This window comes from Streptococcus sp. HMSC070B10 (genome assembly GCF_001808665.1).
Classification (GTDB): Bacteria; Bacillota; Bacilli; order Lactobacillales; family Streptococcaceae; genus Streptococcus.
The window spans coordinates 317352-341853 of the sequence record NZ_KV794152.1 but is presented as its reverse complement, the minus strand read 5'-3'; the positions used below and the strand labels follow the sequence as shown (position 1 = coordinate 341853).

Below are 24502 nucleotides of genomic sequence, written 5' to 3'. Positions count from 1 at the left end.
AACATTTTATGAATAAATCTGAACACCGACACCAACTCATACGAGCTCTTGTAACGAAAAACAAGATTCATACTCAAGCTGAGCTACAAGCTCTTCTTGCTGATAACGACATCCAAGTTACACAAGCTACACTTTCAAGAGATATTAAAAGCATGAACCTCTCAAAAGTACGAGAAGAAGACAACTCTTACTACGTGCTCAATACAGGTTCTATCGCAAAATGGGAAAAACGTCTTGAAATTTACATGGAAGATGCTCTTGTCTTGATGCGTCCCGTTCAACACCAAGTCCTCCTTAAAACCCTTCCTGGACTTGCGCAATCCTTTGGTTCTATCATTGATGCATTAAGTTTCTCTGACGCTATCGCTACTCTCTGTGGTGATGATGTCTGCCTTGTCATCTGCGAAGATGCAGAAGCTGCTCAAAGATGCTTTGAAGAACTGAAAAAATTCGCTCCACCATTTTTCTTTGAAGAATAAGAAAATTCCGTGTCTGATGTGGCACGGAATTTTGTTATATTCTTTACTGAGATGGATTTTCTTTTTTAGTTCGTGCTAATCTCAGAGCACGATTTGGATTGAGACGATTAAATAGTTCTTCCAATTTCTTTTCATTCCAAACATCTGCGGCAGAAACGAAATTACCATCCGCATCTCGGAAAGATATCGGTTTATCTCCCATATCAGTCTCCTAGTCTACAAATTCAAACTCAAATTTACCAATGCGGACCAAATCCCCATCTTTAGCACCACGCGCACGAAGGGCTTCATCAACCCCCATACCACGTAATTGACGGGCAAATTTCATGACTGATTCGTCACGATCAAAGTTGGTCATATTGAAGAGTTTCATGAGTTTTTCACCAGAAAGTACCCATGTCGCATCGTCATCACGACTAATTTCAAAGGCTTTTTCTTCCTCGTCAAATCCATAGTAAGCTTCTTCTTCCATATCTGACTCGTCGTAGAGCAAGAATTCTGGTGTCTTGTCTAGCAATTCAGCTGTAGCATCCAAAAGCGTTGCCAGACCTTGCTTGGTCAAACCAGAAATTGGGAAGATAGCTGGTAAGTCTTCAAATTCATCGTAGTTTTCAGCCAATTTTTTCTTAAATTCTGCAAGATTTTCCTGACTTTCAGGCATGTCCATCTTGTTGGCTACGATAATCTGTGGACGCTCCATGAGGCGAAGATTGTATGATTCCAGCTCTTTATTGATAGCTAGATAGTCCTCATATGGATCACGTCCTTCGCTAGCTGACATATCAATGATGTGAAGGATGACACGTGTACGCTCGATGTGACGGAGGAACTGAGTTCCCAAACCAACACCTTGACTAGCACCTTCAATCAAACCTGGTAGATCCGCCACTGCAAAGGATTCACCCGATTGGGTACGAACCATTCCCAAATTTGGAACAATAGTCGTAAAGTGGTAGGCACCAATTTTAGGTTTAGCTGAGGTAATAACACTTAAAAGTGTTGATTTCCCAACAGATGGGAATCCAACTAAACCAACATCAGCCAAGATTTTTAGTTCCAATTGTAACTCACGTTCCTGACCTGGTTCTCCATTTTCAGAGATTTCTGGTGCAGGATTTTTTGGTGTCGCGAAACGAATATTTCCACGTCCACCACGACCACCGTGGGCAACGATAAATTCTTGACCGTGTTCAATCAAATCTGTCAAAACCTTGCCAGTCTCCGCATCACGCACAGTCGTACCTTGTGGTACTCGAACTCTAAGGTCCTCAGCACCACGACCATGCATCCCTTTGGTCATTCCTTTCTCACCAGAATCAGCCTTGAAATGGCGATTATAGCGGAAATCCATGAGAGTACGTAGACCTTCGTCTACAACGAAGACTACATTACCTCCACGACCACCGTCACCACCCCAAGGACCGCCATTAGGGACATATTTTTCACGGCGAAAGGCAACCATACCATCGCCACCATTACCAGCCTTGACCTTGATCTTGGCTGTATCTAAAAACATACTCATTTTTTTCTTCTCACTTTAAAAAAGGGCTGGGAAATCCCAGTCACAAAATTTTCTTGAATCTATTTTATAGATTACTGAGGGCACCAATTGCAGTTGCAAAAATACCCAAAATACTTGCTACTAACATGATAAGTACGATAAGCAAGGTTAATTTCTCAAACATAGTTTTTTTACGTTTTCCATTATCTCCAAATGCCATTTTTATCTCCTTCGTTACATTCTATTTTCTATTATCTTAGCATGAATTCAGCTAGTTTTCAATAGTCACTTGCTACCGGCGCAATAATCCATAAAATGATATAAGCTACAATTCCTGCCCCATAACAAAATGCAAGAACACCCCATATTACACGAACAATAGTCGGATCAATATCAAAATAATTTGCGACCCCAGCACATACTCCAGCAATTTTTTGATCACTTCCACTTCTCATCAATTGTTTTTTCATAGCTATTCCTCTTTCTATTCTTCATGGTCTTTCCAATAATCTCTGATGCTGATTAACTGTGTTTTTGAAGCCCTCAGCATTCGTCTAGAGCCTTTTACAGGCACAGCAACCACCTGTTGCGGTAGATACAAAACTGTCTTAAAGATACGCTGACTGACCGTATCATCTTTTGCTAAATCTTTCTGGAAGTTATTTGAAATAATGGCATCCAGATAAAACTCATGCACTCGTTTTCCAAAGTTCTCAGCTGAAATCTCGTACAATTTCTCTGATAAGGTATGCTCATCCATATCTGGCGTTGCGATCAGGGCTTCTAAAATAGCTCCAGCCAAATCATGTTCCCCATAGTACAGGGTTCCAAACATTTTATCACTGATAAGATTGTCCAGATAAGGATTTCCATGTGCAATGACAGGCGTCCCACTAGCCAAGCTTTCCAAGTAGGTCAAACCTTGCGTCTCACTTGTCGATGCTGAAATGAAGAAATCCGCCGCCTTATAATAAAGAGCCGTCTCACTAGGAGCAATCATGCCAGTAAAGATGACTGTGTCTTGAATCTCTAGTTTCTTGGCTTGCTCTTTGAGGTCATCCAAATAAGGACCGTCCCCAGCTACCACCAGTTTGACCTTGTCTTCTTCTTTCAGAACTTCTGCAAAGGCTGCTAAAACTGCTTGAATATTTTTTTCATAAGAAATTCTGGAAAGACTAAGCAACATCTTTTCATCATCTTGAATCCCTAGTTTACTACGCAGTTCTATCAAATTTTCCTGCTTGATTTCTGGACGCTCAAACTTGGCTAATTCAATCCCAGTTGGAATGACCCGTTTTTCAACCTTGACCTTATAGTCAGATAGCAAGTCACGAACAATCTCACTCGGGCAAATAACCCCATCCACATCATGTAAGAAACCTCTGACCAAGTACTTGACCATACTCGGACGAATCAGCATCCCCTTAGCAATATAATGCACATAGTCTTCGTACTGGGTGTGATAAGTATGGATGACTGGAATCTTCAATTCACGCGCAATCCAAATCCCCAACAAGCCAAGAGAAAATTCTGTCTGGGTATGAATAATATCTAGCTGATACTGTTTGGCAATTTCAAGTGCCTTGCTGAAACCTCGGTAGGCAAATCGACGATCCTTAAAAGCAAAAAAAGGAACACTTGGAATCCGGATAATTTGCCAATCTTCATAACGATTGACATCCTTATCTGTCGTCGTAAAGATAAAAACAGCGTGCCCTTGCTTTTCAAGTTCTGTTTTCAAGGTTCGAATACTGGTCGCAACACCTGAAACCTGAGGAAAATAGGTATCTGTAAATAAACCAATTCGCATAGATTACCTCACTTTTTACTTTCTCCCTAAAGCGGCTTGTTTCTCATAAAAGTCCAACCAGATTTGTAACAGATGCTCTTCAGAATACTCTCTGGAAATATTCTTAGCTTTTTCTTTAAGTTCTTTTAAAGCAGCAGGATTTGCTTGATATTCCAGAATAGCTTCTTTCATCTCTTCTCTATCTGCTGTCGCTCGATAATTTCCCTCCAAAATTACCTTATAGAGATCCAAATCACGCAACATAATCGGAGCTTCACAACTCGCAGCTTCTAAAATAGTCATAGGAAAGAGCTCATTGTAACTAGGCAACAAGAAAAGGTCCGCTAGGACATACAATTCACGCATCTGCTCTGGCGATACAATACCTGGAAAAATCAAATTTTTAGGGGGATTTTCCATAATTTTTTTGTAGCGTTCATAGCCATCTGTCATGCCACCAAAAGAGAAACCACCCGCCCAGATAAAGGTAATTTGAGGCAATTCCTCAGCCAGACGGATAAAGTCATCAATCCCTTTACGTTTCTGAACTTGCCCAGCACCTACTACGATAAACTGATTTTCACTAAGACCTAAATCTGTTCGCAGTCTCGCTACCTCTTCTTGTGGAAGGGGATGCCATTTTTCCTTGTTTACAAAGTTAGGAATATAGGTCACTTTTTCACGTGGAATACCAGCTGCTACCAAATCCTCAATAAACATCGGATTGACCACAACCAAGTGCTCCATCCGGTTGTAAAAAGAAAATACATAGCGTTTAACAATTCCCTTTAAGAAAAATGGAATTTTCAAACTCCCCTCAAGTGTATCAGGCAAGAAATGCACATAGCCAATTTTCCTTCCTGAGCGTTTCTTTTGGAATGTAGATAAATAATAGGGGAAATCAATCGTATGAAAGTGAGTTACATCTGCCTCAATTGGTAGATTTTCTGTAACAATCAATTGGTCCTTAGCATCACGGTGAAGAAGACGAACTAATTCACGGTAGGCACCTGAAACTCCTTGTCCTGCTACTTTCTCACTTGAACTCAACATATTGATGCGTAATTTCTTTTTTTCCATAACTACTATTATATCATTTTCTTTGAATAAAATCAGCAAAAGAAAGGAGAGACTAGAGGAAAAGAGGGGAAATTTCCTTGCTTTTCCAATAATCTCTCACATACTTTTATATGTTTACTTAATGCCTAGGGCAATGCGGGCATAGCGACTCATTTTTTCAACTGTCCAGGCTGGATACCAGACTAATTTGACCTCAGTATCAGTCACTTCGGGCACCTCGGTCATAGCATCATAAATCTGGTCTGTCAAAAGATCTGCCAGGGGACAACCCATAGTTGTCAAAGTCATATCAATCTCTGTTTGCCCTGTATCTCCGTCAAAACGAATCTCATAAATCAAACCAAGATTGACAATATCGATTCCCAACTCAGGGTCAATAACTTCTTCCAAGGCTGATAAAATTCGTGTTTTGATGTTTTCAATTTGCTCTTCTGTATAAGCCATATTCATCCTCACTCTTAGTCTTCAATAAAATCACGAAGCGGTTTGCTGCGACTTGGTTGGCGTAGTTTTCTCAAAGCTTTAGCCTCAATCTGACGGATACGCTCACGGGTTACGTTAAAAACTTTACCAACATCTTCAAGGGTACGCATTTTACCATCATCTAGCCCAAAACGCAGACGCAAAACATTTTCTTCACGGTCTGTAAGAGTATCCAAGACCTCATCCAACTGCTCACGCAAGACGATACGAGTTGTATAGTCCACTGGATTTTCAATCACTTCATCTTCGATAAAGTCCCCAAGGTGGCTATCATCCTCTTCACCGATTGGAGTTTCAAGGGATACCGGTTCTTGGGCAATCTTCAAGATTTCACGAACCTTGTCAGGGGTCATATCCATACGTTCAGCGATTTGTTCTGGTGTTGGATCTTGTCCCAATTCTTGAAGGAGATTACGCTGTTCACGAACCAATTTATTGATGGTCTCAACCATATGAACTGGGATACGGATGGTACGAGCTTGATCCGCAATAGCACGAGTGATAGCCTGACGAATCCACCAAGTTGCGTAAGTTGAGAACTTGAACCCTTTAGAATAGTCAAACTTGTCAACCGCCTTCATCAAGCCCATGTTTCCTTCTTGAATCAAGTCAAGAAACTGCATACCACGGCCAACATAGCGTTTGGCAATGGAAACAACCAAACGAAGGTTGGCTTCAGCAAGACGTTGTTTGGCTTCGATATCACCAGCTTCAACTGCTAATGCCAATTCTTTTTCCTCTTCATTGGTCAAAAGAGGAACAACCCCGATTTCTTTCAAGTACATACGGACAGGGTCATTGACCTTAGCAGAAGTTGATCCAATCAAGTCCTCATCGCTAAGTTCTGGCTCTTCTTCAGTGCTAAGAACACGCGCACTTGGGTTTCCTTCGTTGTCTGTGATCGAAATCCCTGCATCCTGAATTCGTTGCAAGAGATCTTCAATCCCATCAGCATCCAAGGTAAAAGGAATAACTAGACTAGCATTGATTTCATCATCAGTTGCTGTCCCTTTTTGTTTATGATTACGGATAAATTCTGCTACTTGTACGTCAAATGTTGTTACTTCTTTTTGTTTTGTTGCCATTATTACTCCATTCTTCTCTTTTGGGAAATTAAACGTTCCAATTCTTCTAGGGCTGTATCGGTATCTCCTACATGGCTAGCTTCCTGCACCTTCTTTTTGATTCTCATATTGTCCTGATTCAAGAGAGCCTTATTTCGAGTCATCTCTACTTCACATAGTTCCTGCGGAGACATCTCAGCAGGCAAATCCTGAGCTAAGACTTGATACCAAGCTCTTTCAACTTCCTCTGGCTGTTCTGCTAAAACTTCTGGAGGAAGATTGCCATACTGACCAAACAAGTCATATAAGACCTGAAATTCAGGTGTGTCAAATGCAAAATCTTCTCGCAAACGGTAATCATTCAAAATAAGAGGAGATTCCATCATTCGATAAAGTAGATGGGCTTCTGCCCTCATAATAGCCGATAACTGCTTTGTAACAGGCATGGTGATTGGCGTCGGTCTGGAAATTCCTTCCATACGATTCTGCCTTTGTACCTGTCGACTCTCATTCACAATCTGCTCAATCTGGGCATAATCAAAGGACGCCAGACTGTCAGCTAAAATATGAATATAGCTGTTTTGAGCAGTGATAGACTTTTCTTGAACAATCAAGGGAGCTATTTTTTCGATAAACTCAATCTGAGCCTGCAGATTTTCACTATTTTCAGGCTTGTACTGGTGAATGTAAAACTCAATCGGACTAATACGAGTTTTCGTTAACAGATAGGCCAAGTCTTCTGGTCCATTTTTTTGTAGATACTCATCTGGATCCAAGTTATCAGGCATACTAACGATTTGCACAGGCATATCGCCAATTTCATCCAAGGCTTTCAATGTCGCAGCTTGCCCAGCCTTATCGCCATCGTAAACAAGAACCAACTTCTTGGTTAACCTTTTCAGATGCTCAACATGCTCACGACTCAAGGCCGTTCCCATAGACGCCACAGCATTTTCGATTCCAGCCCGATAGGCTGCAATAACATCCATGAACCCTTCCATGAGGTAAATCTCACTGGCTTTACCAGAAGATTTTTTTGCCCTATCCATATGATATAATTCGTAACTTTTGTTAAAAATTGCAGTCGATCGGCTATTTTTATACTTAGAAGTTTGTGAATCCGTTTTCTGCCAGATACGACCTGAGAAGGCAATGACCTTTCCCTGGTCATTTGTCAGGGGAAACATAATCCGATTGTGAAAGGTATCTACAAATTGATTAGCATCCGAGAGATAAAACAGTCCTGAATCTAGGAAATCCTCATCACGATACTGACCAGACAAACGTTGATAGAGATAGTTTCGTTCTGGAGGTGCCAAACCAATCCGAAAATGCTTTAGCACTTCATCTGTTAAACCACGCTGATAAAGGTAGTTTCTGGCCTCTTCCCCCATAGTCGTTGTCATGAGAATAGCATGATAAAATTTGGCAGCATCTTCGTGCATATCATAAAGAGCTTGGAGGGGTGAAGCTGGCTTCTGTTCACTATAAAGCGGTTTTTCCACCTCTATCCCGACACGCTGACCTAAGATTTGGACAGCCTCCATAAAGGGAACCCCTTGGTACTCCTCGATGAACTTAAAGACATCACCTGAGCGCCCACAACCAAAACAGTGGTAAAACTGCTTATCCTCAACAACGTTGAAAGAAGGTGTTTTTTCACCATGAAAAGGACAGAGCCCTAGATAGTTCCGTCCTGCCTTTTGTAAAGAAATCACATCTCCTATGACTTCCACAATGTTGGCATTGTTTTTGATTTCTTCAATGACTTGTTTGTCAACCATACACAATACCTCCATGTTATCATAGTTTACTTTATATAGTATACTTTATTTCAGAAAAAAAGTAAACCATTTCACTCATTTTCCCTACTTTATTCAAAGAGTTGATAATAATCAGAGATTTTCATTTTTGCTTTTTCTTCTTGGGTCAAATCTTGGATAATACGACCTTCCTTCATAACAATCAAGCGATTGCCATATTTGAGAGCATCTTCCATATGATGAGTAATCATAAGCGCTGTCAGCTGATCATTCTTGACAAATTCATCCGTCAATTCCATCAAGGCCACACTGGTCTTTGGATCAAGGGCTGCAGTATGCTCATCTAACAAGAGTAATTCAGGACGCTTCAAGGTTGCCATCAAGAGACTCAAGGCTTGTCTTTGTCCACCTGATAAGAACTCAATCGGTGTATTCAAGTGTTTCTCAAGACCGTTTCCCACTTTTTCAATAGTTGCCTGAAACTCATCCTTATAGCTAGCCAGACGTCTCGGAAACAGTCCTCGCTTTTCACCACGAAACTTGGCAATCAAAAGATTTTCAGCCACCGTCATACGGGGAGCTGTCCCCATCTTGGGATCTTGGAAAACTCGAGACAGATACTTGGCACGCTTCTCGGGTGAAAACTTAGTAACATCTTCACCCAAGATACGAATAGTTCCACTGGTTAATGACAAGGTTCCTGCAATAGTGTTAAAGAGAGTTGATTTCCCAGCACCATTTCCACCTAAAATCGTGATAAAGTCCTGTTCAAAAATTTCTAAGGAAACATCATTTAAAATAATCTTTTCTTCATCAAAGCCATTTTTAACGACTTTGGTTGCATTTTTTAATTCTACAATTGCTGTCATTTGCTTAACTTGGCTCCTTTCAAGATTGTTTGCTTAAATGTTGGAATCATGAGGCAGACTGCTAAAATCACAGCGCTGTACAAACGAAGGTAACTTGTATTAAAGCCAAGCGCAATAACTGCCCACACTAAGAATTGATAAGCGATAGAACCTACAACGATGGCAACCAGACGCTCTGCCAAGCTCAAACTCTTGAAGATAACTTCTCCAATAATCAAACTTGCAAGACCTACAACGATAACCCCGATTCCTCGAGACACATCAGCATAGCCTTCTTGCTGGGCAATGAGGGCACCTGCAAGGGCAATAACACCATTTGATAAGACCAAGCCCATGAGCTCCATGCGTCCAGTATGAATCCCGAAACTTCTAGCCATATCAGGATTGTCACCTGTAGCAATATAGGCTTGTCCGAGTTTGGTGTCCAAGAAAAAGAGCATGAGAACAATGACAAGACTGACAAAGATGAGACCTGTCAAGAGTTGATTCAAATCCGAATCAAAAGGCAAAACATCCTGAATTTGCTTAGTTCCAAGCAGGCCTAAATTCGCACGTCCCATAATCAAAAGCATGATAGAGTGACAAGAAGTCATCACCAAAATCCCTGAGAGCAAGGTTGGGATTTTCCCTTTTGTATAAAGAAGTCCTGCTGCCATTCCAGCCAAACAACCTGCTCCTACAGCAACAAGTGTCGCTAAAAAAGGGTTCACGCCTTTGGTTATCAGAGTGACAGCAACAGCTCCCCCAAGAGGGAAGGAACCTTCTGCCGTCATATCTGGAAAGTTCAAAATCCTAAATGTCATAAAGATTCCCAGACCTAGAATAGCCCAGACAAATCCTTGAGAAATAATAGATAATATCATCTGTTTCTTAACCTTTTCTATATGATTTCTATTGTAAAAAATTGGAGGAGATGTCCCCAACTCCTCCATTCTAGATTATTCAATCACTTGTCCTGCTTCTTTTAGAACAGATTCAGGAATCGTAATACCTAATTCTTGTGCCAATTTTTTGTTAATTACTGACTTACCAGTTGAAAATACATTGACTGGAGTATCAGCTGGTTTTGCACCTTTCAAAACTTGTGCAATCATTTTACCTGTTGCCACACCGAGATCATGTTGATCAACTACAACGGATGCCAAGCCACCTGCTTCTACCATGGCAGTTGCGCTTGGGTAGATTGGTTTTTTAGCTGATTGGTTGCTTGATACAACAGTTGAGAAGGCTGAAGCAATAGTGTTATCGATTGGAACCCAGATAGCATCAACCTTGCTAGTCATAACGTTAACTGTTGAAGCAATTTCATTTGTTGAAGGAACTGCAAATGTTTCTACTGTCAAACCTGCTTTTTCAGCATAAGCCTTAAATTCTTCTACCTGAGTTTTTGAATTGTCTTCGCTGCTTGAGTAAAGGGCTCCGATTGTTTTCACATTTGGTGTCAAAGCTTTGATGAGTTCAACTTGTTGTTGAGCTGGATTGTGGTCAGACACCCCTGTAATGTTGCCACCTGGTTTTTTCAAATCTTTGACCAAGTTAGCACCGATTGGGTCAGTAATAGCGGCCATGATAACCGGTAGGTCTTTTGTAGCACTAGCCAAACCTTGAGCAGCTGGTGTAGCAATACCAACCACAAGGTCATTCCCATTTGCAACCAACTGTTTACTCATTGTCGCAACCTTACTTTGGTCACCTTCTGAGTTCATAAAGTCGATTTTAACTTGATCATCTTTATATCCTTCTTCTGCAAGTCCATCTTTAATCCCTTTATAAATCAAGTCAAGAGATGGATGGCTCACAAACTGAAGAACACCAACTTTGGCAACTTTCTTTTCATTCTTAGCTTCTGGTTTATTCATTGAAGAGTAAATCAAGCTTCCTGCTACTAAGACTGCTAATGCAGCGATAATTCCAATTAAACGTTTATTTTTCATTCTATTTCTCCTTTTTATTCCTTTAAAACACTTCACTTATCTAAACAAGCGACGCCATCGTTTTCTTTCCATACTAACCTCCAACAAAAAAATCCTCACACAAAAAACTTGTGTGAGGACGTCGATGCGCGGTACCACCTCAATTATAGGGAATTTCCCTATCGCTCTGTCTCGCAATAACGAGATGCACTGTAAGGTGTGCTCACCGAATTTTTATGATTTCAAATTCTAAATAACATTCAGCCCAATTTTCATCATCATCACTTATCTGTTTTCAGCTACCACAGACTCTCTAAAAAGTTTATATGATTACTTTTCTGAATGGTTAAATTATATCATTTTTCAACTACTTGTCAAGACTCTTTGAGAATTTTTTTGAAATATTCAAAAACTTCCCCTATGAAAAAGAGGAAGTTTGAAAGGTATCAGCCAGAATTACGCAATCCTGTTGCAATTCCGTTGATGGTTGTATGGATTAATTTTTCTTGATCGCTTGATAATTCCCCTCTGCGTTGACGTTTAATCAATTCCAACTGGATATAGTTAAGGATATTAAAGTAAGGCATACGGTAATCCAAACTTGCTTTTAGATATGGATTTTCCGCCAAGAGTTCATCGTAACCTTCGATAGCCAAGATGACTTCCTTAGTAACTTGCCATTCATTTAGAATAGTCTCATAAATTGCTTTTACTTGATCATCTTCACAAAGTTTGGCATATTCAAAAGCAATATTCATATTTGATTTTGACAAGACCATGTCAACATTTGAAAGAAGTGATTGGAAGAAAGGCCAGTTTTGATACATATCTCGTAAGATAGCGATATTCTCTGGATTTTTATCGATAAATTCCTTGAAGCTTGAACCAACCCCATACCAGCCAGGGAACATGACACGACTTTGCGACCATGAGAATACCCAAGGGATAGCTCGCAAACCACCGATTTCAGTAATAGTCTTACGAGCGGCTGGACGTGAACCAATGTTAAAGCTTGAAATAGCCTTGATTGGACTTGACTCGAAGAAATAATCATAGAAATGGTCATTACCAAAGACCAAATCACGGTAGATATCGTAACTACGGTCCACCACTTGGTCCATAATAGCTTCATAACGATTTGAGGTATTGGTATCACTCTTCTTCTGAGTAATCATACGGTTAATGGCTGCAGATACTAGCATTTCAAGGTTATAGTAGGCTGCGTCTTTGTTTCCGTATTTATTCCCGATTACTTCACCCTGCTCCGTCAAGCGGATACGATCCTTAATAGACTTGAGCGGTTGAGATGTGATCGCCTCATAGGTTGGTCCACCACCACGACCAACAGTACCACCACGGCCATGGAAGAAGGTAACCTTAACACCAAATTCGTCTCCAATTGCAGTCAATTGTTGTTGAGCCTTGTAGAGGGTCCAACATGATGATAGGTAACCACCATCTTTATTACTGTCAGAGTAGCCCAACATGATTTCTTGATAGTTATTGCGTGAAGCAATCCATTTCTTGGCCAGAGGAAGAGAAAGATATTCTCTCATGGTTTCTTCTGAGTGGTCCAAGTCCTCAATTGTTTCAAAGAGAGGAACAATTTGGACACGGGCTCTTTCTTTATCAACTAACCCTACTTCTTTTAGCAAGATAGCCAATTCCAACATGTCTGATACGCTGGTTGCATGTGAAATGATAGTTTGACGAATAACATCATCACCCAACTTATCTTTCAACTTACGAGCAGCTTTAAAGATGGCCAATTCTTTTTCAAGTAACTCTGATTTTTCAACGTAAGTGGCAGAAAGAATACGTGGATCTTCCTCTAATTCTTTCAAGAGAAGCTGGCATTTTTCTTCTTCACTTAGTTCGCTATAATGAGAATGAATACCTGCTGATTTCAAAAGTTCTGCTACGCAGGCTTCATGAACACTAGAATCTTGACGCATGTCGATAGAAGCCAAATAAAAACCAAAAATTTCAACTGCCTGAATCAGCTCAACAAAATCACCAGAAATCAGTGCTTCACCCTTGTTTTCCAAGAGGGAATCACGAATGGTAATTAAATCCTTATAAAAATCATTAGCTGTTTCATAGCGAGCTCCAACTTCCTTATCCTCAATCAAATAAGCTTTTGTCGCTTGGATTTTTGATTGAATATCAAACAAGGCACGACGGTATAGCTCTTTTTCACGATAAATAGAATTATCCTTAGACTGACGAGCCATTTCTCTGACTTGCTTGCTCACATTGACAATACTGGTTGAGAGAGAGAACTCACGATAAAGCTGATAAATCTTTTCATCATAGTAGTTCATGATGACTTCACACTGAGTCATAGCAGATTGTTTCAAGGTATCTGCTGTAACAAAAGGATTCCCATCACGGTCTCCACCAATCCACATTCCCATGGTAATTGGTTTTGGATGTTTCAACTCCAAGCCATGTTTTTTAGCCAGACGTTTGTACTCAGCAGTCAAATGAGGAACTGCCTTCAGGAATGAACTATTGTAGTATTCCATAACATTCGTGATTTCATTGGTTACTTTCAATTTCTTTTCACGAATCATGTCTGTTTGCATGATAATCTCAATGTAACGACGGAGATCATTATGCCATTTTTCCTTATTAATCAAGCCTAACTTCACATCACGGTACTTACGCAAAAGTGTATGGATATGGTTTGTCAAATCCAACATACTCTTACGTTGTACTTGTGTTGGATGGGCAGTCAAAACAGGGACAACATTCAAGTGTTCTAGAATTTCAACCGCATTTTCTTTTTCTGCAACCATTTTGATAGTTGCTGATAACTTACCAAGATAATCTTGATCGATATTATTTTGGTGGTTGATTTCATAGGCCAAATCAACGTCTTCTGAGATATTAATCAAGAGGGGCAAGATAGAGAAATAACGTGAAATATATGCCATTTCATCATTTGTCAGACTAGTAACCAATTGGTTCAAGCCTTGATAATCTTCTTGAGTTGATAATTCTTTCAACTCCATGATTTTTTCAAAAGTCTCTGGGGCAAGCATATTTTTAGTGATATCTTCTAACAATTCTGTTAAAATCAATACTTCTTCTTGCACGACAGCTTTATTACTATAGTTTTCTAATTTTTGAAGAGACATAGGTAATCCTTTCCACTCTCAGCTCTACATATAGTTTGATGAGTGAGCTTCTAACTCCTCATACAATTGGGCACGTTTTTCACTTGCATCAATATTTAAGACAAAGGCGATGGCTACAGACAAGACCAGAAGACTATTCCCTCCTTGTGATAAGAAGGGGAAGGTTACTCCTGTCGAAGGAATAATGCCAGAAATTCCACCGATATTGACAAATACCTGTACCAGCATCATCCCCCCAACCCCAATCGCCATCATGGAATTAAAGGGATTCTTAGCACGAATACCGACTAGGATAATTCGTAAAATCAGGAAAAAGACAAGTGCTAAAATCAAGCTGGCTCCCACAAATCCAAACTCTTCAATAACAATTGAAAATACAAAGTCTGTATGGGCCTCTGGTAAATAACCACGTTTTTCGATTGAATTTCCTAAGCCTAGACCAAACCACCCACCATTTACCATGGCAAAGTAGGAATTTGCAAGTTGGTGGCCTGACCCTGCCAAATCGGCAAAGGGATTAAAGTAGGCACTGAAACGCTTAGCAACGTAACCAAATACTGGAACTTTTGAAAACTTATCAACCCCGATCATAGAAATAGCTGATAAGGATAGGGCTGAAACTCCAAATAATACACCGATAAAGGCTATAAACCAACGATGAGCAATTCCACTAACTGTATACATAATCAAGGCGACCAGAGCTAGTATGGTCGCATTCCCCAAATCTGGGAAAATAGCTAAACTTCCTATCATTACTAGTAGGACGAAGCGCCAATCATTAAAAGCACGAGGAATCCATTGATTTTGAGTTAAAACTTGAAAATCGTAAATCCCAATTTCATCCTGTTGTTTTGAGAAATGTTGGGCCAAGTACCAGACGATGATAATCTTCAAATACTCAGCTGGCTGAATGGTCAAAGGTCCTACTGAAATCCAACCATAGGCTCCATTGACTGGCGTACCAATTAAGCGAGCCAGAGCCAAAAGAATCAGCTCAACAAACATAACAATAAATAGCAGTCGTTCTTTTCTTAAAAAATTCAGTTTCAGCTTATATATCAAGGCAATCAATATTAAACTAAGTATCCAAAACATTCCCTGACTTCGAACCAATTGGAGGGCACTTTTACCTTCTTCGATAAGAATGGCACTGGTTGTAGAATAGACTACAATCAAGCCCAAAATAGATAAAAGTAAGTAAGGAACTAGAATAGAATAGTTTAACAGGTGCCTCTTACTAATCTTCATAGTATCACCAATCTAATGAGAACAAAAGAAATTGTTCCCAAATTCCGTTTATTTTCTAGTTTTGATTGCTATTATACCATTTTTTCCGAAAGAAAAAAACTCTTACCCTTAGGATAGAAGATTTTCTCATAAGAAAAAGAGCGCTTGGCTCTTTTCTGTTTTATTCTTTTGAAGAACTACTTGAGCTTGAATCGCCACCACCGATATATTGGGTAAAGATATTTTGGAAGGCTTGGTCTTTAACCTTGATATTGGCTGCTTGCAATTCTTTTCCGACAATACTTTGAACAAATGATGCATCATTTTGTTTTTGAGTCAAGATAACAGTTTTCAATTTTTCTTTGTAGTCATCGATATTAGATGATTTTTCTGTTTTCTTAATGAGTTTTACAATGTAATATTGACTGCTGTATGCTTGAGTACCAGTAGCTGTAATGACATCAGAAATGCCGTTAACATCCAAGGCAAAAGCTGCTTTCTTAACTTGATCTGGTACTTCTGTTGAAGCTGAATCAAAAGTGATTTCACCACCATTCGCTTTGGTTTTCTCATCAGTTGAGTTATCTTTAGCTAATTGAGCAAAGTCTGCATCACTAGCCTTAGCTTTTTCAAGAATTTCTTTAGCCTTATCTTCATTATCAAAACGAATAATTTGAGCAGTTACGTCCGGAGTATAGTTCTCAAATGCTTTCTTATAGGCTTCATCAGTTAATTCAGCTTCTGCAGCCTTTTTAACTGCAAATTCAACTAATTTACTTGTACGAATTTGTGCTTTACGTGTTTCAAGAGTCATACCTGATTGTGATAAGACACGTTGGTAATTCTCACCATATTGTTTTTCTTCTCCAGAAATGATTTCATCGATTTCTTTGTCATCTACCTCTGAGCCATATTGCTTCTCAAATACTTTTTGAATAGTCAAGTTCAACAAGACTTGTTGGGCCGAAGGATTGATTTTTACTTGCTCATAAAATTGATGTTCTGTGATGACATCCCCTTTCATGCTGATAAGGTCTGCCCCTTCTGAACCTTTCGAACAAGCTGCTAAAGTTGCTACTGATAATAGTGTAATGGCACCTGCCAATAGTTTTTTCTTCATGTCTACTCCTTTGAGATAAGTGTTACCCTATCTATTTTACTATATTTTCTTAAATTTTTCTGAAAATTATTCGCTGTCAAGCAATTGAACATCTGCTACATTTTTACGAAGCATGAGAATGCCGTCCCCTAAAGGTACTAATGTTGCAGTGAGTCCTGGATTGTCTAAAGTTGCATCAAATAATTTTTGAAGGCCTCGATAAATAGTTCGCTGGCCACGACGAACCTCCATAATGTCCTTGGCAACATCACCACCTTGAAAAATATCATCCAAGACAACCACACCACCAACTTCCAAATGTTTGAGGATTTCTGGCAGAAAGACGATGTATTTAGACTTGGCTGAATCCATAAAGACGAAATCATAGGACTCTGTCAAGGTAGATAAGACATCTACCGCATCTCCTTCTAGGAGCGTAATTTGCTTGCGACTGTCAAACTGGGCGAAATTTTCCTTGGCAAATCCAATCATTTCTGGATTGCGGTCAATGGTTGTAATCTTAGCATTTGGCGCATGTTCAGCCATCAAGAGGGCTGAAAAACCGATAGCCGTCCCAATTTCCAGAATATTTTTAGGCCGCATGGTTTCCATGAGAAAACGGAAATAAGCAACCGTTTCATGAGGAATAATGGGAATATTTTCCTTGCGAGCAAAGTCTTCCAATTCTTTCAAAGATCCTGTGACTTGCTTTTGGCGCTGACGCATCAAGTCCACAATTTCTTCTTTGACAATAGGACGACGCATGTTATGGTTGGCATTTTTACTATACGATTCAACCATCTTATGCCAATCCCAATTTTTCAACAAGGGCTTCAAACTCATTTAAGCGACGTTCGAAGACTGCAAAAGCATCGTTGAGATAGTCTTCCTTCTCCATGTCAACACCAGCTTTTCTCATGACATTAAGTGGATAGTCAGACTTACCTGCCTTGAGGTAGTCGATATAACGGTCACGGTCTTCTTGACTACCATGAACAATCTTTTCAGCCAAAGCTGAGGCTGCTGCAAAACCTGTTGAATATTGGTATACATAGTAGTTATAGTAGAAGTGTGGAATGCGTGCCCACTCGTATTGGATTTCAGGATTGTCTTCCTTACTCAAACCATAATACTCTTGGTTCAAGTCTGCGTAGAGTTTATTTAAGAAATCACTTGTCAAGACTTCACCATTTTGGTCTGCTTGATGAATAGCGTGTTCAAACTCAGCAAATTGAGTTTGGCGGAAAACTGTTCCACGGAAACCATCTAGGAAGTTATTGAGAATAGCAAAGCGCGTTGCGTCGTCTTCCACTTCTTCCAATAATTTCTCCGTCAAGATATTTTCATTGGTAGTTGAGGCAATCTCAGCCAAGAAGATAGAATAATCTCCGTAAACATAAGGCTGAGTTTCACGAGTATAGCTTGAATGCATACTGTGACCTGTTTCATGAACAAGAGTAAAGAGATTGTCCAGATTGTCCTGCCAGTTAAGAAGCATAAAGGCATTTGTATCGTAAGAGCCACCAGAGTAAGCCCCTGAACGCTTGCCTTGATTTTCGTAAACATCAATCCAACGCTCACTGAAGGCACGTTTGACACGGCTCAAGTAATCCTCACCCAAGACTGCCAAGGCATCTTCTGCTTTTTTCAAGGCTTCTTGGTAGGTAAAACTATATTCAACAGATGAAAGCGGTGTGTAGACATCGTACATCTTGAGGTCTGAAATCCCCAAAATCTTTGAACGAAGCTCAAGGTAACGATGCAAGAGTGGCAAATGCTTGCGAACTGCTGCTACCAAATTGTCATAAACACTCTCTGGAACAAAATTCGCTGCGAGAGCTGCATGACGAGCGCTCTTATAGTTGCGAACTTTGGCACGGTAGTTTTGCACCTTAACATTGGTTTGCAAGGTTTTGGCATAGGTATGTTGGAATTGTTCATAAGTCGCATAAAGGGCTTGATAGGCACCACGACGAATCTCACGGTTTTTAGACTCCATCAAACGTGTGTAAGTCCCATGAGAGAGTTGAACTTCCTTACCATCATCGTCGAGGACATAAGGGAACACAATATCCGCATTGTCCAAGATAGCGAAGGTTTCACTTGCCGAACCAAAGATTTCTCCAGCTCCAGCCAATAATTCTTCTTCGCGTTGTGATAGAACGTGTTCCTTGCCTTGCAAAAGCTTGTCAAAATAGTGTTGATAAACCTGCAATTTTGGCTGAGCTTCTAAAAAGTCAACATACTGCTTTTCACTAATTTCCATAAATTCAGGCTCATAGAATGAAAAGGCTTGGTCTAGCTGGCTATAGAGAGTCATGGCCTTGGCATAGTACTCTTGGTACTTGGCTTCACGTGTGTCTTGGTCATTCTTCATATGAGCATAAACGTAAAGTTTCTCCATTTGGCGTTCCATTTCAAGAGAAAATTCAGTAATTTCTAGTAGGCTATCCGCACTATCCAGGAGATGTCCTTCATACTGGGCTACTTTCTCCAATTGTTCTGTTAAATCTTTTAAGGCTTCTTCCCAAGCCTGGTCAGTTGGGTAAATCGTTGATAGATCCCATGTATCTTTTTCATTTATTTCATTTCTTTGTAATACCATTAGATTCCTCCATCTTTTCTATTCTACCATATTTTTCAAGAAATATTGCTGATAAAAGGCTGGTGGATAAAGCTTTTGCCAATCATTTTGAGGATTTTCTTGGTAATAGATTTGAAAATACTGATAATAGCGAGTCAAATCTTTCTCAATTTGGCAAAAATTACCTACTAGTGGTCTTATTTGTGGATACCATTCTTTTAGCCCATAAGTCAGGAGATTTTCTCCCTTTTGATATGCTTCTGCTTGTTCTTTCATCCAAAAGGGATTTTGATAGTACAGTTGTTGCTGAATATAGCGACAGATGTCCTTATCCTCAGAAACTGTAAAATGAGATATTTTTTGTTTCTTATAAGGGAAACGCAATATTTCCAATAAACTAGCTTGACCATAGAGAAATTCCTTGATTTGATAATGGAGTTTACCGCGGAGATCTTGGTGAATCAGGTATTTGAGTCTTAAAACTTGTTTTTCACTGTCTAATTCCCAAACATAAAATCCCATGTTTTGACTAAAATAGAGAAAACCTTGTTGCAGACGAGTCAAACGCTCCTTGAGCCAAAGTTTTTCTCCCAGTAACCACAGTACTTGGTAACCCTGACTACGATAGCCCTCGCTACGCTCTTTAAGAAGTTTCTGTGGCAAGGGACTACACTGAACTTCTAAAGCTAGATTGCCATTTACAAATACATCTGCAATCTGTTTAAGCTCTGGAAGAGGGTATTCTAATTGCACTTCTGTATCTTTTTTCAACCAGTGATAAAGTGATTCTTTATTTGCCAGGTGTTCTGGACTTTCATTTTCAGAGGAAAAATCACAGTCTTTTAAGGTTTTGTGGGCAAAATGGGTCCGGACACTTGGTCCTTGACGCAAACGGAGCTGACCTCCACAAGCTGGGCAGGTGTATGCTTGCTTCTCAAGTTTATCCTCTAACACATTTACCAATTCTCCCCTAGCATCTCTCGCAACAAACATGATTTCTCTCCTTTTCTATATTATTCGTAAAAAAGAAAAAGATCAGGAAATTTCCTAATCTTCATCACTCTATAATTTTAGAGTTGCAAGCGATTTTCAAGAGCTTGTGTCAACACTTCAGAATAGTTCACTTTCTCACGATCTGCAAGTCTGACTAGCCACTCTGGAACCGTAACATTTTTTCGAATCGCTTTATTATTCTTTACGAAAGGCAAGGGATTGACCTGAATCAAAGTCACAAATCCATCAGGAGCTTTCAACTCAGCAATGTCACTAGGAGTAGGCAAAGCCAGTCCTTCATCAATATAAGAAGCTAAAACACTCTCAAGCATTTCCCGAGCATTTTTCATTGCAAGTTCAATCGTTGCTCCTTCAGTCCCGCCTCCAAATTCAGGAAATTCAACCCAGTATCCAGTGCCTTCTCTATGAAAAATAGCAGGATAAGATTTTAGCATAATACACCTCCACAATTTCCAAATCAACTATAATCCCAAATCTTTTAATATTTTTCTCTCTAAACCTTTTCCTAGATCCTCATTACCGTGAACTGGAATAGTGACAAGATAGGGAACCCCTTCTTTCTTAAAATGATGATGACTTCCTCTCTTACGAACTTCAATCCATCCATTTGCAAGAGCTAATTTTACCATTTCCTTACCTGTGATTGGCATTTATCGTCACCTTTCTATCTAAAATTATACTTATAATGCGTATTTTTGTCAATTCTTCTATCTTATCTATTCGTAGAAAAGAAAAAAGATCAGGAAATTTCCTAATCTTCATTCATGTTTATTTGATTTTCTTAGCTAGCATGGTCGCAAAGCGTAGTTGAATACGATTGCCATTCTCATCGCGACGGTGAAGATGGCCTGGATTTTCATTGTACTTAATCAATTCCCAGTCCTTGTAGTAGTCTGCCAATTCCCCTTCTTTAAAAGTGAATGGGAAGTTAACCGAGCAAGGATAATCCTCCGTGTCCATGGCACAAACGATAAGATTATAACCACCGACCGTGGTATGCTCCTGCATATTTTTGATAATTGCAGGAATGCGGTCTGCTTGCAAAAACATCAAAACAACTGTCGATACGATGAAATCATACGCTTGCCCAATACTGGATGAATTGATATCGTAAAGGCCAACAGGCATATCCAGGTCTTCCTGCTCCACAATGCTTTGCAAGATTTCAAGAGATAATTCATTTTGATCCACAGCTGTCACATCAAAACCTTGCTGGGCTAGAAAGAGAGCATTACGGCCTTGACCACAGCCCAAATCTAAGGCTTTCCCTGGTTTTACTTTCTGCATAGCCTCTAGGACCTCTGAATAAACAGGATTGGTATTGTATTTCTTAGGAAAATAATCCTCAGGTTTACAATAAAATTCCAAATACCATTCTACATCGTCTGTAGCAGCCTCTACTCGGTGCCAGGCTTGTGGTTGTGCCATGGGATTGTCAGCCCCTGCTTCAAAGAGGTGCTCAGCTAAAACCTTACCATCCTCTGTCAATTCAATAAACTTGAGAGTTCCTTTTAAAACAGTAATCTTTCCCCAAGTCCCAACCTTGGTATTGTGCTTTTGCTGAACAGCCTCTGGCATGGTTTCTTTAGTCCACAAAGGCATACGTTTATAGGCAACTAGTTTTTCCATTTTCATTTCCTCTTTTTATCGCTGATTAACAGCTTTCATCACGCGCGCAATATCGCGATTCTGCTCACGACGTTTGATTGACTCCCGTTTATCATAGTCATGCTTCCCTTTAGCTAAACCTAAAAGGAGCTTGGCATATCCATCTTTGATATAAACTTTAAGAGGAACCAGGGTCATTCCTGTCCCTTTGGTCTCTTGTTCTAATTTTTGGATTTGTTTCTTATGGAGCAGGAGTTTGCGACGACGTTCTGGTTCCTGGTTCCAGATATTGCCCTCTTCGTAAGGAGCGATATGAACATTGCTCAACCAAACTTCTCCATTTTTTACTTGGGCAAAGCCATCCTTGAGATTGATTCGAGCTGCTCGTACACTCTTGATTTCAGTTCCAGTCAGGACCATCCCTGCCTCTAACGTATCTACGATAGTATAGTCGTGGCGTGCCTTTTTATTTTGTGCGACGACCTTTCCCTCGCCCTTTGCCATGCTTGGCTCCTTTCTTAGCTACTTCCTTGTAAAAATGTTTCTTGCCCTTTTTCTTCTTGTCTTTTTGTGAATGCTTGCGCTTATCATTTGAGCGTCCTGATTTTCTCTTATCTTCCTTCTTATCTGAACGACGACTTGAACCACGCCCTCTATCATTGCGACTAGACTGTTTCAAGCCTTTTTCAATCACATCAAATTCACTTGGAATATAAGAAAAGTCAATTTCGCCCGTCATCTTATCAGCTCTTTCAACCCGAATGCGAATCTGCTGTCCGACACGGAAGGTTGTTCCCGATTTCTCCCCACGAAGAGTCAAATCACGTTCGTTGAAATGATAAAATTCAGGTAAATTTGTGATGTGAATCAAGCCTTCAACTGTGTTTGGCAATTCAACAAAGAGACCAAACTTGACAATGCTGGATACAACTGCATCATACTCTTCACCCACGTATTCTTCCATGTACTCAGCCTTTTTCATGGCTTCGACTTCACGCTCAGCCTCAATGGCACGACGTTCACGGTTGGAAGACTGGGTCGCAATCTCTGGAATCACTTGCTCAAAATGCTCTGCTATTTCCTTAGAACGGCCGTAATCACGAATCATACGGTGAACAAGAAGGTCAGGATAACGACGAATAGGACTAGTAAAGTGAGTATAGTAATCTGCTGCTAATCCATAGTGGCCGTGGTTGTGCTCCGAATAGCGAGCCTGCTGCATAGAGCGAAGAAGCATCATGGACAATACATCTGCATAAGGTTCTCCCTCAACAGTACGCATGATGTCTTGAAGGGCCTCCTGGCTAATCTCACTGGCAGTCCCATAAATGCGCAAGCCAAAACTCGAAGCATAATCAATAAACTTCTGAACTTTTTCAGCCTTAGGCTCCTCGTGAATTCGATAGATGAAAGGTAGATCCAGCTTGCTGAAATGCTCGGCAACTGTTTCATTGGCCATCAACATGAAGGACTCAATCATGCGCTCGGCAACACCACGCTGACGAAGAACGATATCAACAGGCTTACCCTGTTTATCCACTAAAATCTTGGCTTCGTTGGTATCAAAATTGAGGGCTCCACGTTTCACACGCATGTTTTCTAAAATTTCATGGAGCTTGGCCATGAGTTCGATACTTGGAACAATTTTCTGATACTCTTGTCTCTTCTCCTCGTCACCTGCTAGGATATCATTGACATCGCTATAGGTCATACGAAAACTGGTCTTGATAACTGTTTGTGTAATGGTGTAATTGACCACGCGACCATGTTTATCAATCTCCATAATGGCAGACTGGGTCAGGCGGTCCACTTGGGGATTGAGAGAGCAGATGCCATTTGACAGTCGTTCTGGAAGCATTGGTACCACACGGTCTGTCACATAGACAGAAGTCGCGCGGTTAAGGGCTTCCTTGTCAAGGGCAGAACTCTCGGTCACATAGTAAGAAACATCTGCGATGTGAACACCAAGCTCCAGATTTCCATTTTTCAAGGCCTTGATATGCACCACATCGTCCAAATCCTTGGCGTCAGCACCATCAATGGTAAAGGTAATCTCATCTCTCAAATCCATACGACCTTCCATATCCTTTTGAGATGGAGCATCAGACACACTTTCTGCTTCCTTGACAACAGCCTCTGGAAATTCTGAGACAATGTCCATAGACTCCAAAACCTCAAGAACATCAATTCCGACATCCGTCGAGTGCCCCACCACATCGAGGACACTCGCGACAAAGAAATCATGTTTCTTACTTGGATATTTGTCGATAAAGACCTTGATAACTTCTGTTCCTTCTAGTTTTAGAGCTGGTTTCTTGACATAAATCGGTTGGCTGATTTTCTGATTTTTTGAACGGATGTAACCAGCATACTTGGGTTTTTCCTGATCTAGAACGATTTGGCCGACAACTGTTGTCAAGCTGTGTTCTAATATATCAATAATTTTCGCTTCGGCTGCTGTTCCTTTATTTCGGTCAGCGACTTTCTTAATCACTACCTCGACGGTATCACCATCAATAGCATAGTTAACATCGTTTTTTCCTACAAAAAGATCGTCCTCCTCGCCTTCCAGACTAACAAAGCCAAAGCCATTTTTATGGGCATGAAAAATCCCCTTGAGAGTAATCTCATGTTTTTTCTTGACTTCCAAAGTCAAAGTTCCATCTTCTTCAAAGCGTATCTGGTGCTTTCTTTCCATTAAGGACAAGGTTTTAATCAACTCACGAAAATCCTTGGACCCGTCTTTTCCCAAAGCCTGAGCCAAGTCATTGACAGTTACCTTTCCCTTATCTTGTAAATATTCTTTTATTCTGTCTTTCATATTTTCTTTCTAGATTTTTTATTTTCTTTTACTGTAAAACCTTCTCAAACATCCTTTAAAAATAA

24 protein-coding genes and 1 other annotated feature are annotated in these 24502 nt (G+C 40.1%); of the genes, 1 reads left to right on the top strand and 23 read right to left on the bottom strand.

Features of this window, described 5'->3' with window-relative positions; translation table 11 throughout:
- The first annotated feature begins 8 nt into the window (after positions 1–8).
- Positions 9–479 carry an arginine repressor gene (locus HMPREF2613_RS03310; protein WP_070478948.1) on the top strand — a complete coding sequence of 157 codons (471 nt, stop codon included), beginning with the start codon at positions 9–11 and terminating at the stop codon, positions 477–479.
- Between the two features lie 43 nt (positions 480–522).
- On the opposite strand, the gene HMPREF2613_RS03305 is transcribed toward HMPREF2613_RS03310, so the two are convergent.
- From HMPREF2613_RS03305 to rnr, 23 genes are all read right to left on the bottom strand, one after another.
- Entirely contained in the window at positions 523–681 is a 159-nt protein-coding gene (locus HMPREF2613_RS03305) for a hypothetical protein (protein WP_001808548.1), read from the bottom strand.
- Positions 682–690: 9 nt separating this feature from the next.
- On the bottom strand, positions 691–2001 hold the full coding sequence (obgE, locus tag HMPREF2613_RS03300) for a GTPase ObgE (protein WP_070478946.1): 1311 nt from the start codon (positions 1999–2001) through the stop codon (positions 691–693).
- Positions 2002–2065: 64 nt separating this feature from the next.
- A complete protein-coding gene (locus HMPREF2613_RS03295) occupies positions 2066–2200 on the bottom strand; it encodes a DUF4044 domain-containing protein (RefSeq protein ID WP_000863852.1) in 135 nt (44 codons plus the stop codon).
- Positions 2201–2258: 58 nt separating this feature from the next.
- Positions 2259–2450, bottom strand: a complete 192-nt coding sequence (locus HMPREF2613_RS03290; protein WP_000744434.1) for a PspC domain-containing protein — start codon at positions 2448–2450, stop codon at positions 2259–2261.
- Between the two features lie 14 nt (positions 2451–2464).
- A complete protein-coding gene (locus HMPREF2613_RS03285; protein ID WP_070478943.1) occupies positions 2465–3790 on the bottom strand; it encodes a glycosyltransferase family 4 protein in 1326 nt (441 codons plus the stop codon).
- A 15-nt stretch (positions 3791–3805) separates the two neighbouring features.
- On the bottom strand, positions 3806–4849 hold the full coding sequence (gene cpoA, locus HMPREF2613_RS03280; RefSeq protein ID WP_070478941.1) for an alpha-galactosylglucosyldiacylglycerol synthase: 1044 nt from the start codon (positions 4847–4849) through the stop codon (positions 3806–3808).
- A gap of 114 nt (positions 4850–4963) precedes the next feature.
- Positions 4964–5293, bottom strand: a complete 330-nt coding sequence (locus tag HMPREF2613_RS03275; protein WP_000331925.1) for a metal-sulfur cluster assembly factor — start codon at positions 5291–5293, stop codon at positions 4964–4966.
- Between the two features lie 14 nt (positions 5294–5307).
- The gene (gene rpoD / locus HMPREF2613_RS03270; protein WP_000201903.1) at positions 5308–6417 is read right to left on the bottom strand and encodes an RNA polymerase sigma factor RpoD; all 1110 of its coding nucleotides are present in this window, start codon (positions 6415–6417) and stop codon (positions 5308–5310) included.
- Positions 6418–6419: 2 nt separating this feature from the next.
- Positions 6420–8180 carry a DNA primase gene (gene dnaG, locus HMPREF2613_RS03265; RefSeq protein WP_070478939.1) on the bottom strand — a complete coding sequence of 587 codons (1761 nt, stop codon included), beginning with the start codon at positions 8178–8180 and terminating at the stop codon, positions 6420–6422.
- Positions 8181–8269: 89 nt separating this feature from the next.
- Positions 8270–9028 carry an ABC transporter ATP-binding protein gene (locus HMPREF2613_RS03260; protein ID WP_050262046.1) on the bottom strand — a complete coding sequence of 253 codons (759 nt, stop codon included), beginning with the start codon at positions 9026–9028 and terminating at the stop codon, positions 8270–8272.
- Positions 9025–9891 (bottom strand): ABC transporter permease, encoded by an 867-nt coding sequence (locus tag HMPREF2613_RS03255; protein WP_070479385.1) that lies wholly within the window; start codon positions 9889–9891, stop codon positions 9025–9027. The genes HMPREF2613_RS03260 and HMPREF2613_RS03255 overlap by 4 nt, the downstream gene beginning before the upstream one ends.
- Positions 9892–9966: 75 nt before the next feature.
- Positions 9967–10962 carry a tryptophan ABC transporter substrate-binding protein gene (gene trpX, locus HMPREF2613_RS03250; protein ID WP_070478935.1) on the bottom strand — a complete coding sequence of 332 codons (996 nt, stop codon included), beginning with the start codon at positions 10960–10962 and terminating at the stop codon, positions 9967–9969.
- A gap of 111 nt (positions 10963–11073) precedes the next feature.
- Positions 11074–11291: a binding site (T-box leader), on the bottom strand.
- A gap of 96 nt (positions 11292–11387) precedes the next feature.
- Positions 11388–14084, bottom strand: coding sequence for a phosphoenolpyruvate carboxylase (gene ppc, locus HMPREF2613_RS03245; RefSeq protein ID WP_070478933.1), 2697 nt, complete (start codon positions 14082–14084; stop codon positions 11388–11390).
- Between the two features lie 24 nt (positions 14085–14108).
- Positions 14109–15332 carry a cell division peptidoglycan polymerase FtsW gene (gene ftsW, locus HMPREF2613_RS03240; RefSeq protein WP_070478930.1) on the bottom strand — a complete coding sequence of 408 codons (1224 nt, stop codon included), beginning with the start codon at positions 15330–15332 and terminating at the stop codon, positions 14109–14111.
- A gap of 160 nt (positions 15333–15492) precedes the next feature.
- Positions 15493–16431 (bottom strand): peptidylprolyl isomerase PrsA, encoded by a 939-nt coding sequence (gene prsA, locus HMPREF2613_RS03235; RefSeq protein WP_070478928.1) that lies wholly within the window; start codon positions 16429–16431, stop codon positions 15493–15495.
- A gap of 66 nt (positions 16432–16497) precedes the next feature.
- Entirely contained in the window at positions 16498–17211 is a 714-nt protein-coding gene (locus tag HMPREF2613_RS03230) for an O-methyltransferase (RefSeq protein ID WP_083279212.1), read from the bottom strand.
- Position 17212: 1 nt separating this feature from the next.
- The gene (gene pepF, locus HMPREF2613_RS03225; protein WP_070478926.1) at positions 17213–19015 is read right to left on the bottom strand and encodes an oligoendopeptidase F; all 1803 of its coding nucleotides are present in this window, start codon (positions 19013–19015) and stop codon (positions 17213–17215) included.
- An 18-nt stretch (positions 19016–19033) separates the two neighbouring features.
- A complete protein-coding gene (locus HMPREF2613_RS03220; protein WP_070478923.1) occupies positions 19034–19987 on the bottom strand; it encodes a competence protein CoiA in 954 nt (317 codons plus the stop codon).
- A gap of 77 nt (positions 19988–20064) precedes the next feature.
- Positions 20065–20442, bottom strand: a complete 378-nt coding sequence (locus HMPREF2613_RS03215) for a type II toxin-antitoxin system HicB family antitoxin (RefSeq protein ID WP_070478920.1) — start codon at positions 20440–20442, stop codon at positions 20065–20067.
- A gap of 27 nt (positions 20443–20469) precedes the next feature.
- Complete coding sequence (locus tag HMPREF2613_RS03210) at positions 20470–20658, bottom strand: type II toxin-antitoxin system HicA family toxin (protein ID WP_049491803.1); 189 nt, start codon at positions 20656–20658, stop codon at positions 20470–20472.
- Between the two features lie 118 nt (positions 20659–20776).
- A complete protein-coding gene (tehB, locus tag HMPREF2613_RS03205) occupies positions 20777–21637 on the bottom strand; it encodes an SAM-dependent methyltransferase TehB (RefSeq protein WP_070478918.1) in 861 nt (286 codons plus the stop codon).
- 15 nt (positions 21638–21652) lie between these two features.
- On the bottom strand, positions 21653–22120 hold the full coding sequence (smpB, locus tag HMPREF2613_RS03200) for an SsrA-binding protein SmpB (protein ID WP_001051750.1): 468 nt from the start codon (positions 22118–22120) through the stop codon (positions 21653–21655).
- Entirely contained in the window at positions 22083–24437 is a 2355-nt protein-coding gene (rnr, locus tag HMPREF2613_RS03195; RefSeq protein ID WP_070478916.1) for a ribonuclease R, read from the bottom strand. Before rnr ends, smpB begins: the two co-directional genes overlap by 38 nt.
- Positions 24438–24502: the final 65 nt, after the last annotated feature.

What these genes read in the sequence shown, in the direction of transcription:
- HMPREF2613_RS03310 (WP_070478948.1), top strand. Translation starts at nt 9, where the DNA reads ATGAATAAATCTGAACACCGACACCAACTCATACGAGCTCTTGTAACG.
- HMPREF2613_RS03305 (WP_001808548.1), bottom strand. Translation starts at nt 681, where the DNA reads ATGGGAGATAAACCGATATCTTTCCGAGATGCGGATGGTAATTTCGTT.
- obgE (WP_070478946.1), bottom strand. Translation starts at nt 2,001, where the DNA reads ATGAGTATGTTTTTAGATACAGCCAAGATCAAGGTCAAGGCTGGTAAT.
- HMPREF2613_RS03295 (WP_000863852.1), bottom strand. Translation starts at nt 2,200, where the DNA reads ATGGCATTTGGAGATAATGGAAAACGTAAAAAAACTATGTTTGAGAAA.
- HMPREF2613_RS03290 (WP_000744434.1), bottom strand. Translation starts at nt 2,450, where the DNA reads ATGAAAAAACAATTGATGAGAAGTGGAAGTGATCAAAAAATTGCTGGA.
- HMPREF2613_RS03285 (WP_070478943.1), bottom strand. Translation starts at nt 3,790, where the DNA reads ATGCGAATTGGTTTATTTACAGATACCTATTTTCCTCAGGTTTCAGGT.
- cpoA (WP_070478941.1), bottom strand. Translation starts at nt 4,849, where the DNA reads ATGGAAAAAAAGAAATTACGCATCAATATGTTGAGTTCAAGTGAGAAA.
- HMPREF2613_RS03275 (WP_000331925.1), bottom strand. Translation starts at nt 5,293, where the DNA reads ATGGCTTATACAGAAGAGCAAATTGAAAACATCAAAACACGAATTTTA.
- rpoD (WP_000201903.1), bottom strand. Translation starts at nt 6,417, where the DNA reads ATGGCAACAAAACAAAAAGAAGTAACAACATTTGACGTACAAGTAGCA.
- dnaG (WP_070478939.1), bottom strand. Translation starts at nt 8,180, where the DNA reads ATGGTTGACAAACAAGTCATTGAAGAAATCAAAAACAATGCCAACATT.
- HMPREF2613_RS03260 (WP_050262046.1), bottom strand. Translation starts at nt 9,028, where the DNA reads ATGACAGCAATTGTAGAATTAAAAAATGCAACCAAAGTCGTTAAAAAT.
- HMPREF2613_RS03255 (WP_070479385.1), bottom strand. Translation starts at nt 9,891, where the DNA reads ATGATATTATCTATTATTTCTCAAGGATTTGTCTGGGCTATTCTAGGT.
- trpX (WP_070478935.1), bottom strand. Translation starts at nt 10,962, where the DNA reads ATGAAAAATAAACGTTTAATTGGAATTATCGCTGCATTAGCAGTCTTA.
- ppc (WP_070478933.1), bottom strand. Translation starts at nt 14,084, where the DNA reads ATGTCTCTTCAAAAATTAGAAAACTATAGTAATAAAGCTGTCGTGCAA.
- ftsW (WP_070478930.1), bottom strand. Translation starts at nt 15,332, where the DNA reads ATGAAGATTAGTAAGAGGCACCTGTTAAACTATTCTATTCTAGTTCCT.
- prsA (WP_070478928.1), bottom strand. Translation starts at nt 16,431, where the DNA reads ATGAAGAAAAAACTATTGGCAGGTGCCATTACACTATTATCAGTAGCA.
- HMPREF2613_RS03230 (WP_083279212.1), bottom strand. Translation starts at nt 17,211, where the DNA reads ATGGTTGAATCGTATAGTAAAAATGCCAACCATAACATGCGTCGTCCT.
- pepF (WP_070478926.1), bottom strand. Translation starts at nt 19,015, where the DNA reads ATGGTATTACAAAGAAATGAAATAAATGAAAAAGATACATGGGATCTA.
- HMPREF2613_RS03220 (WP_070478923.1), bottom strand. Translation starts at nt 19,987, where the DNA reads ATGTTTGTTGCGAGAGATGCTAGGGGAGAATTGGTAAATGTGTTAGAG.
- HMPREF2613_RS03215 (WP_070478920.1), bottom strand. Translation starts at nt 20,442, where the DNA reads ATGCTAAAATCTTATCCTGCTATTTTTCATAGAGAAGGCACTGGATAC.
- HMPREF2613_RS03210 (WP_049491803.1), bottom strand. Translation starts at nt 20,658, where the DNA reads ATGCCAATCACAGGTAAGGAAATGGTAAAATTAGCTCTTGCAAATGGA.
- tehB (WP_070478918.1), bottom strand. Translation starts at nt 21,637, where the DNA reads ATGGAAAAACTAGTTGCCTATAAACGTATGCCTTTGTGGACTAAAGAA.
- smpB (WP_001051750.1), bottom strand. Translation starts at nt 22,120, where the DNA reads ATGGCAAAGGGCGAGGGAAAGGTCGTCGCACAAAATAAAAAGGCACGC.
- rnr (WP_070478916.1), bottom strand. Translation starts at nt 24,437, where the DNA reads ATGAAAGACAGAATAAAAGAATATTTACAAGATAAGGGAAAGGTAACT.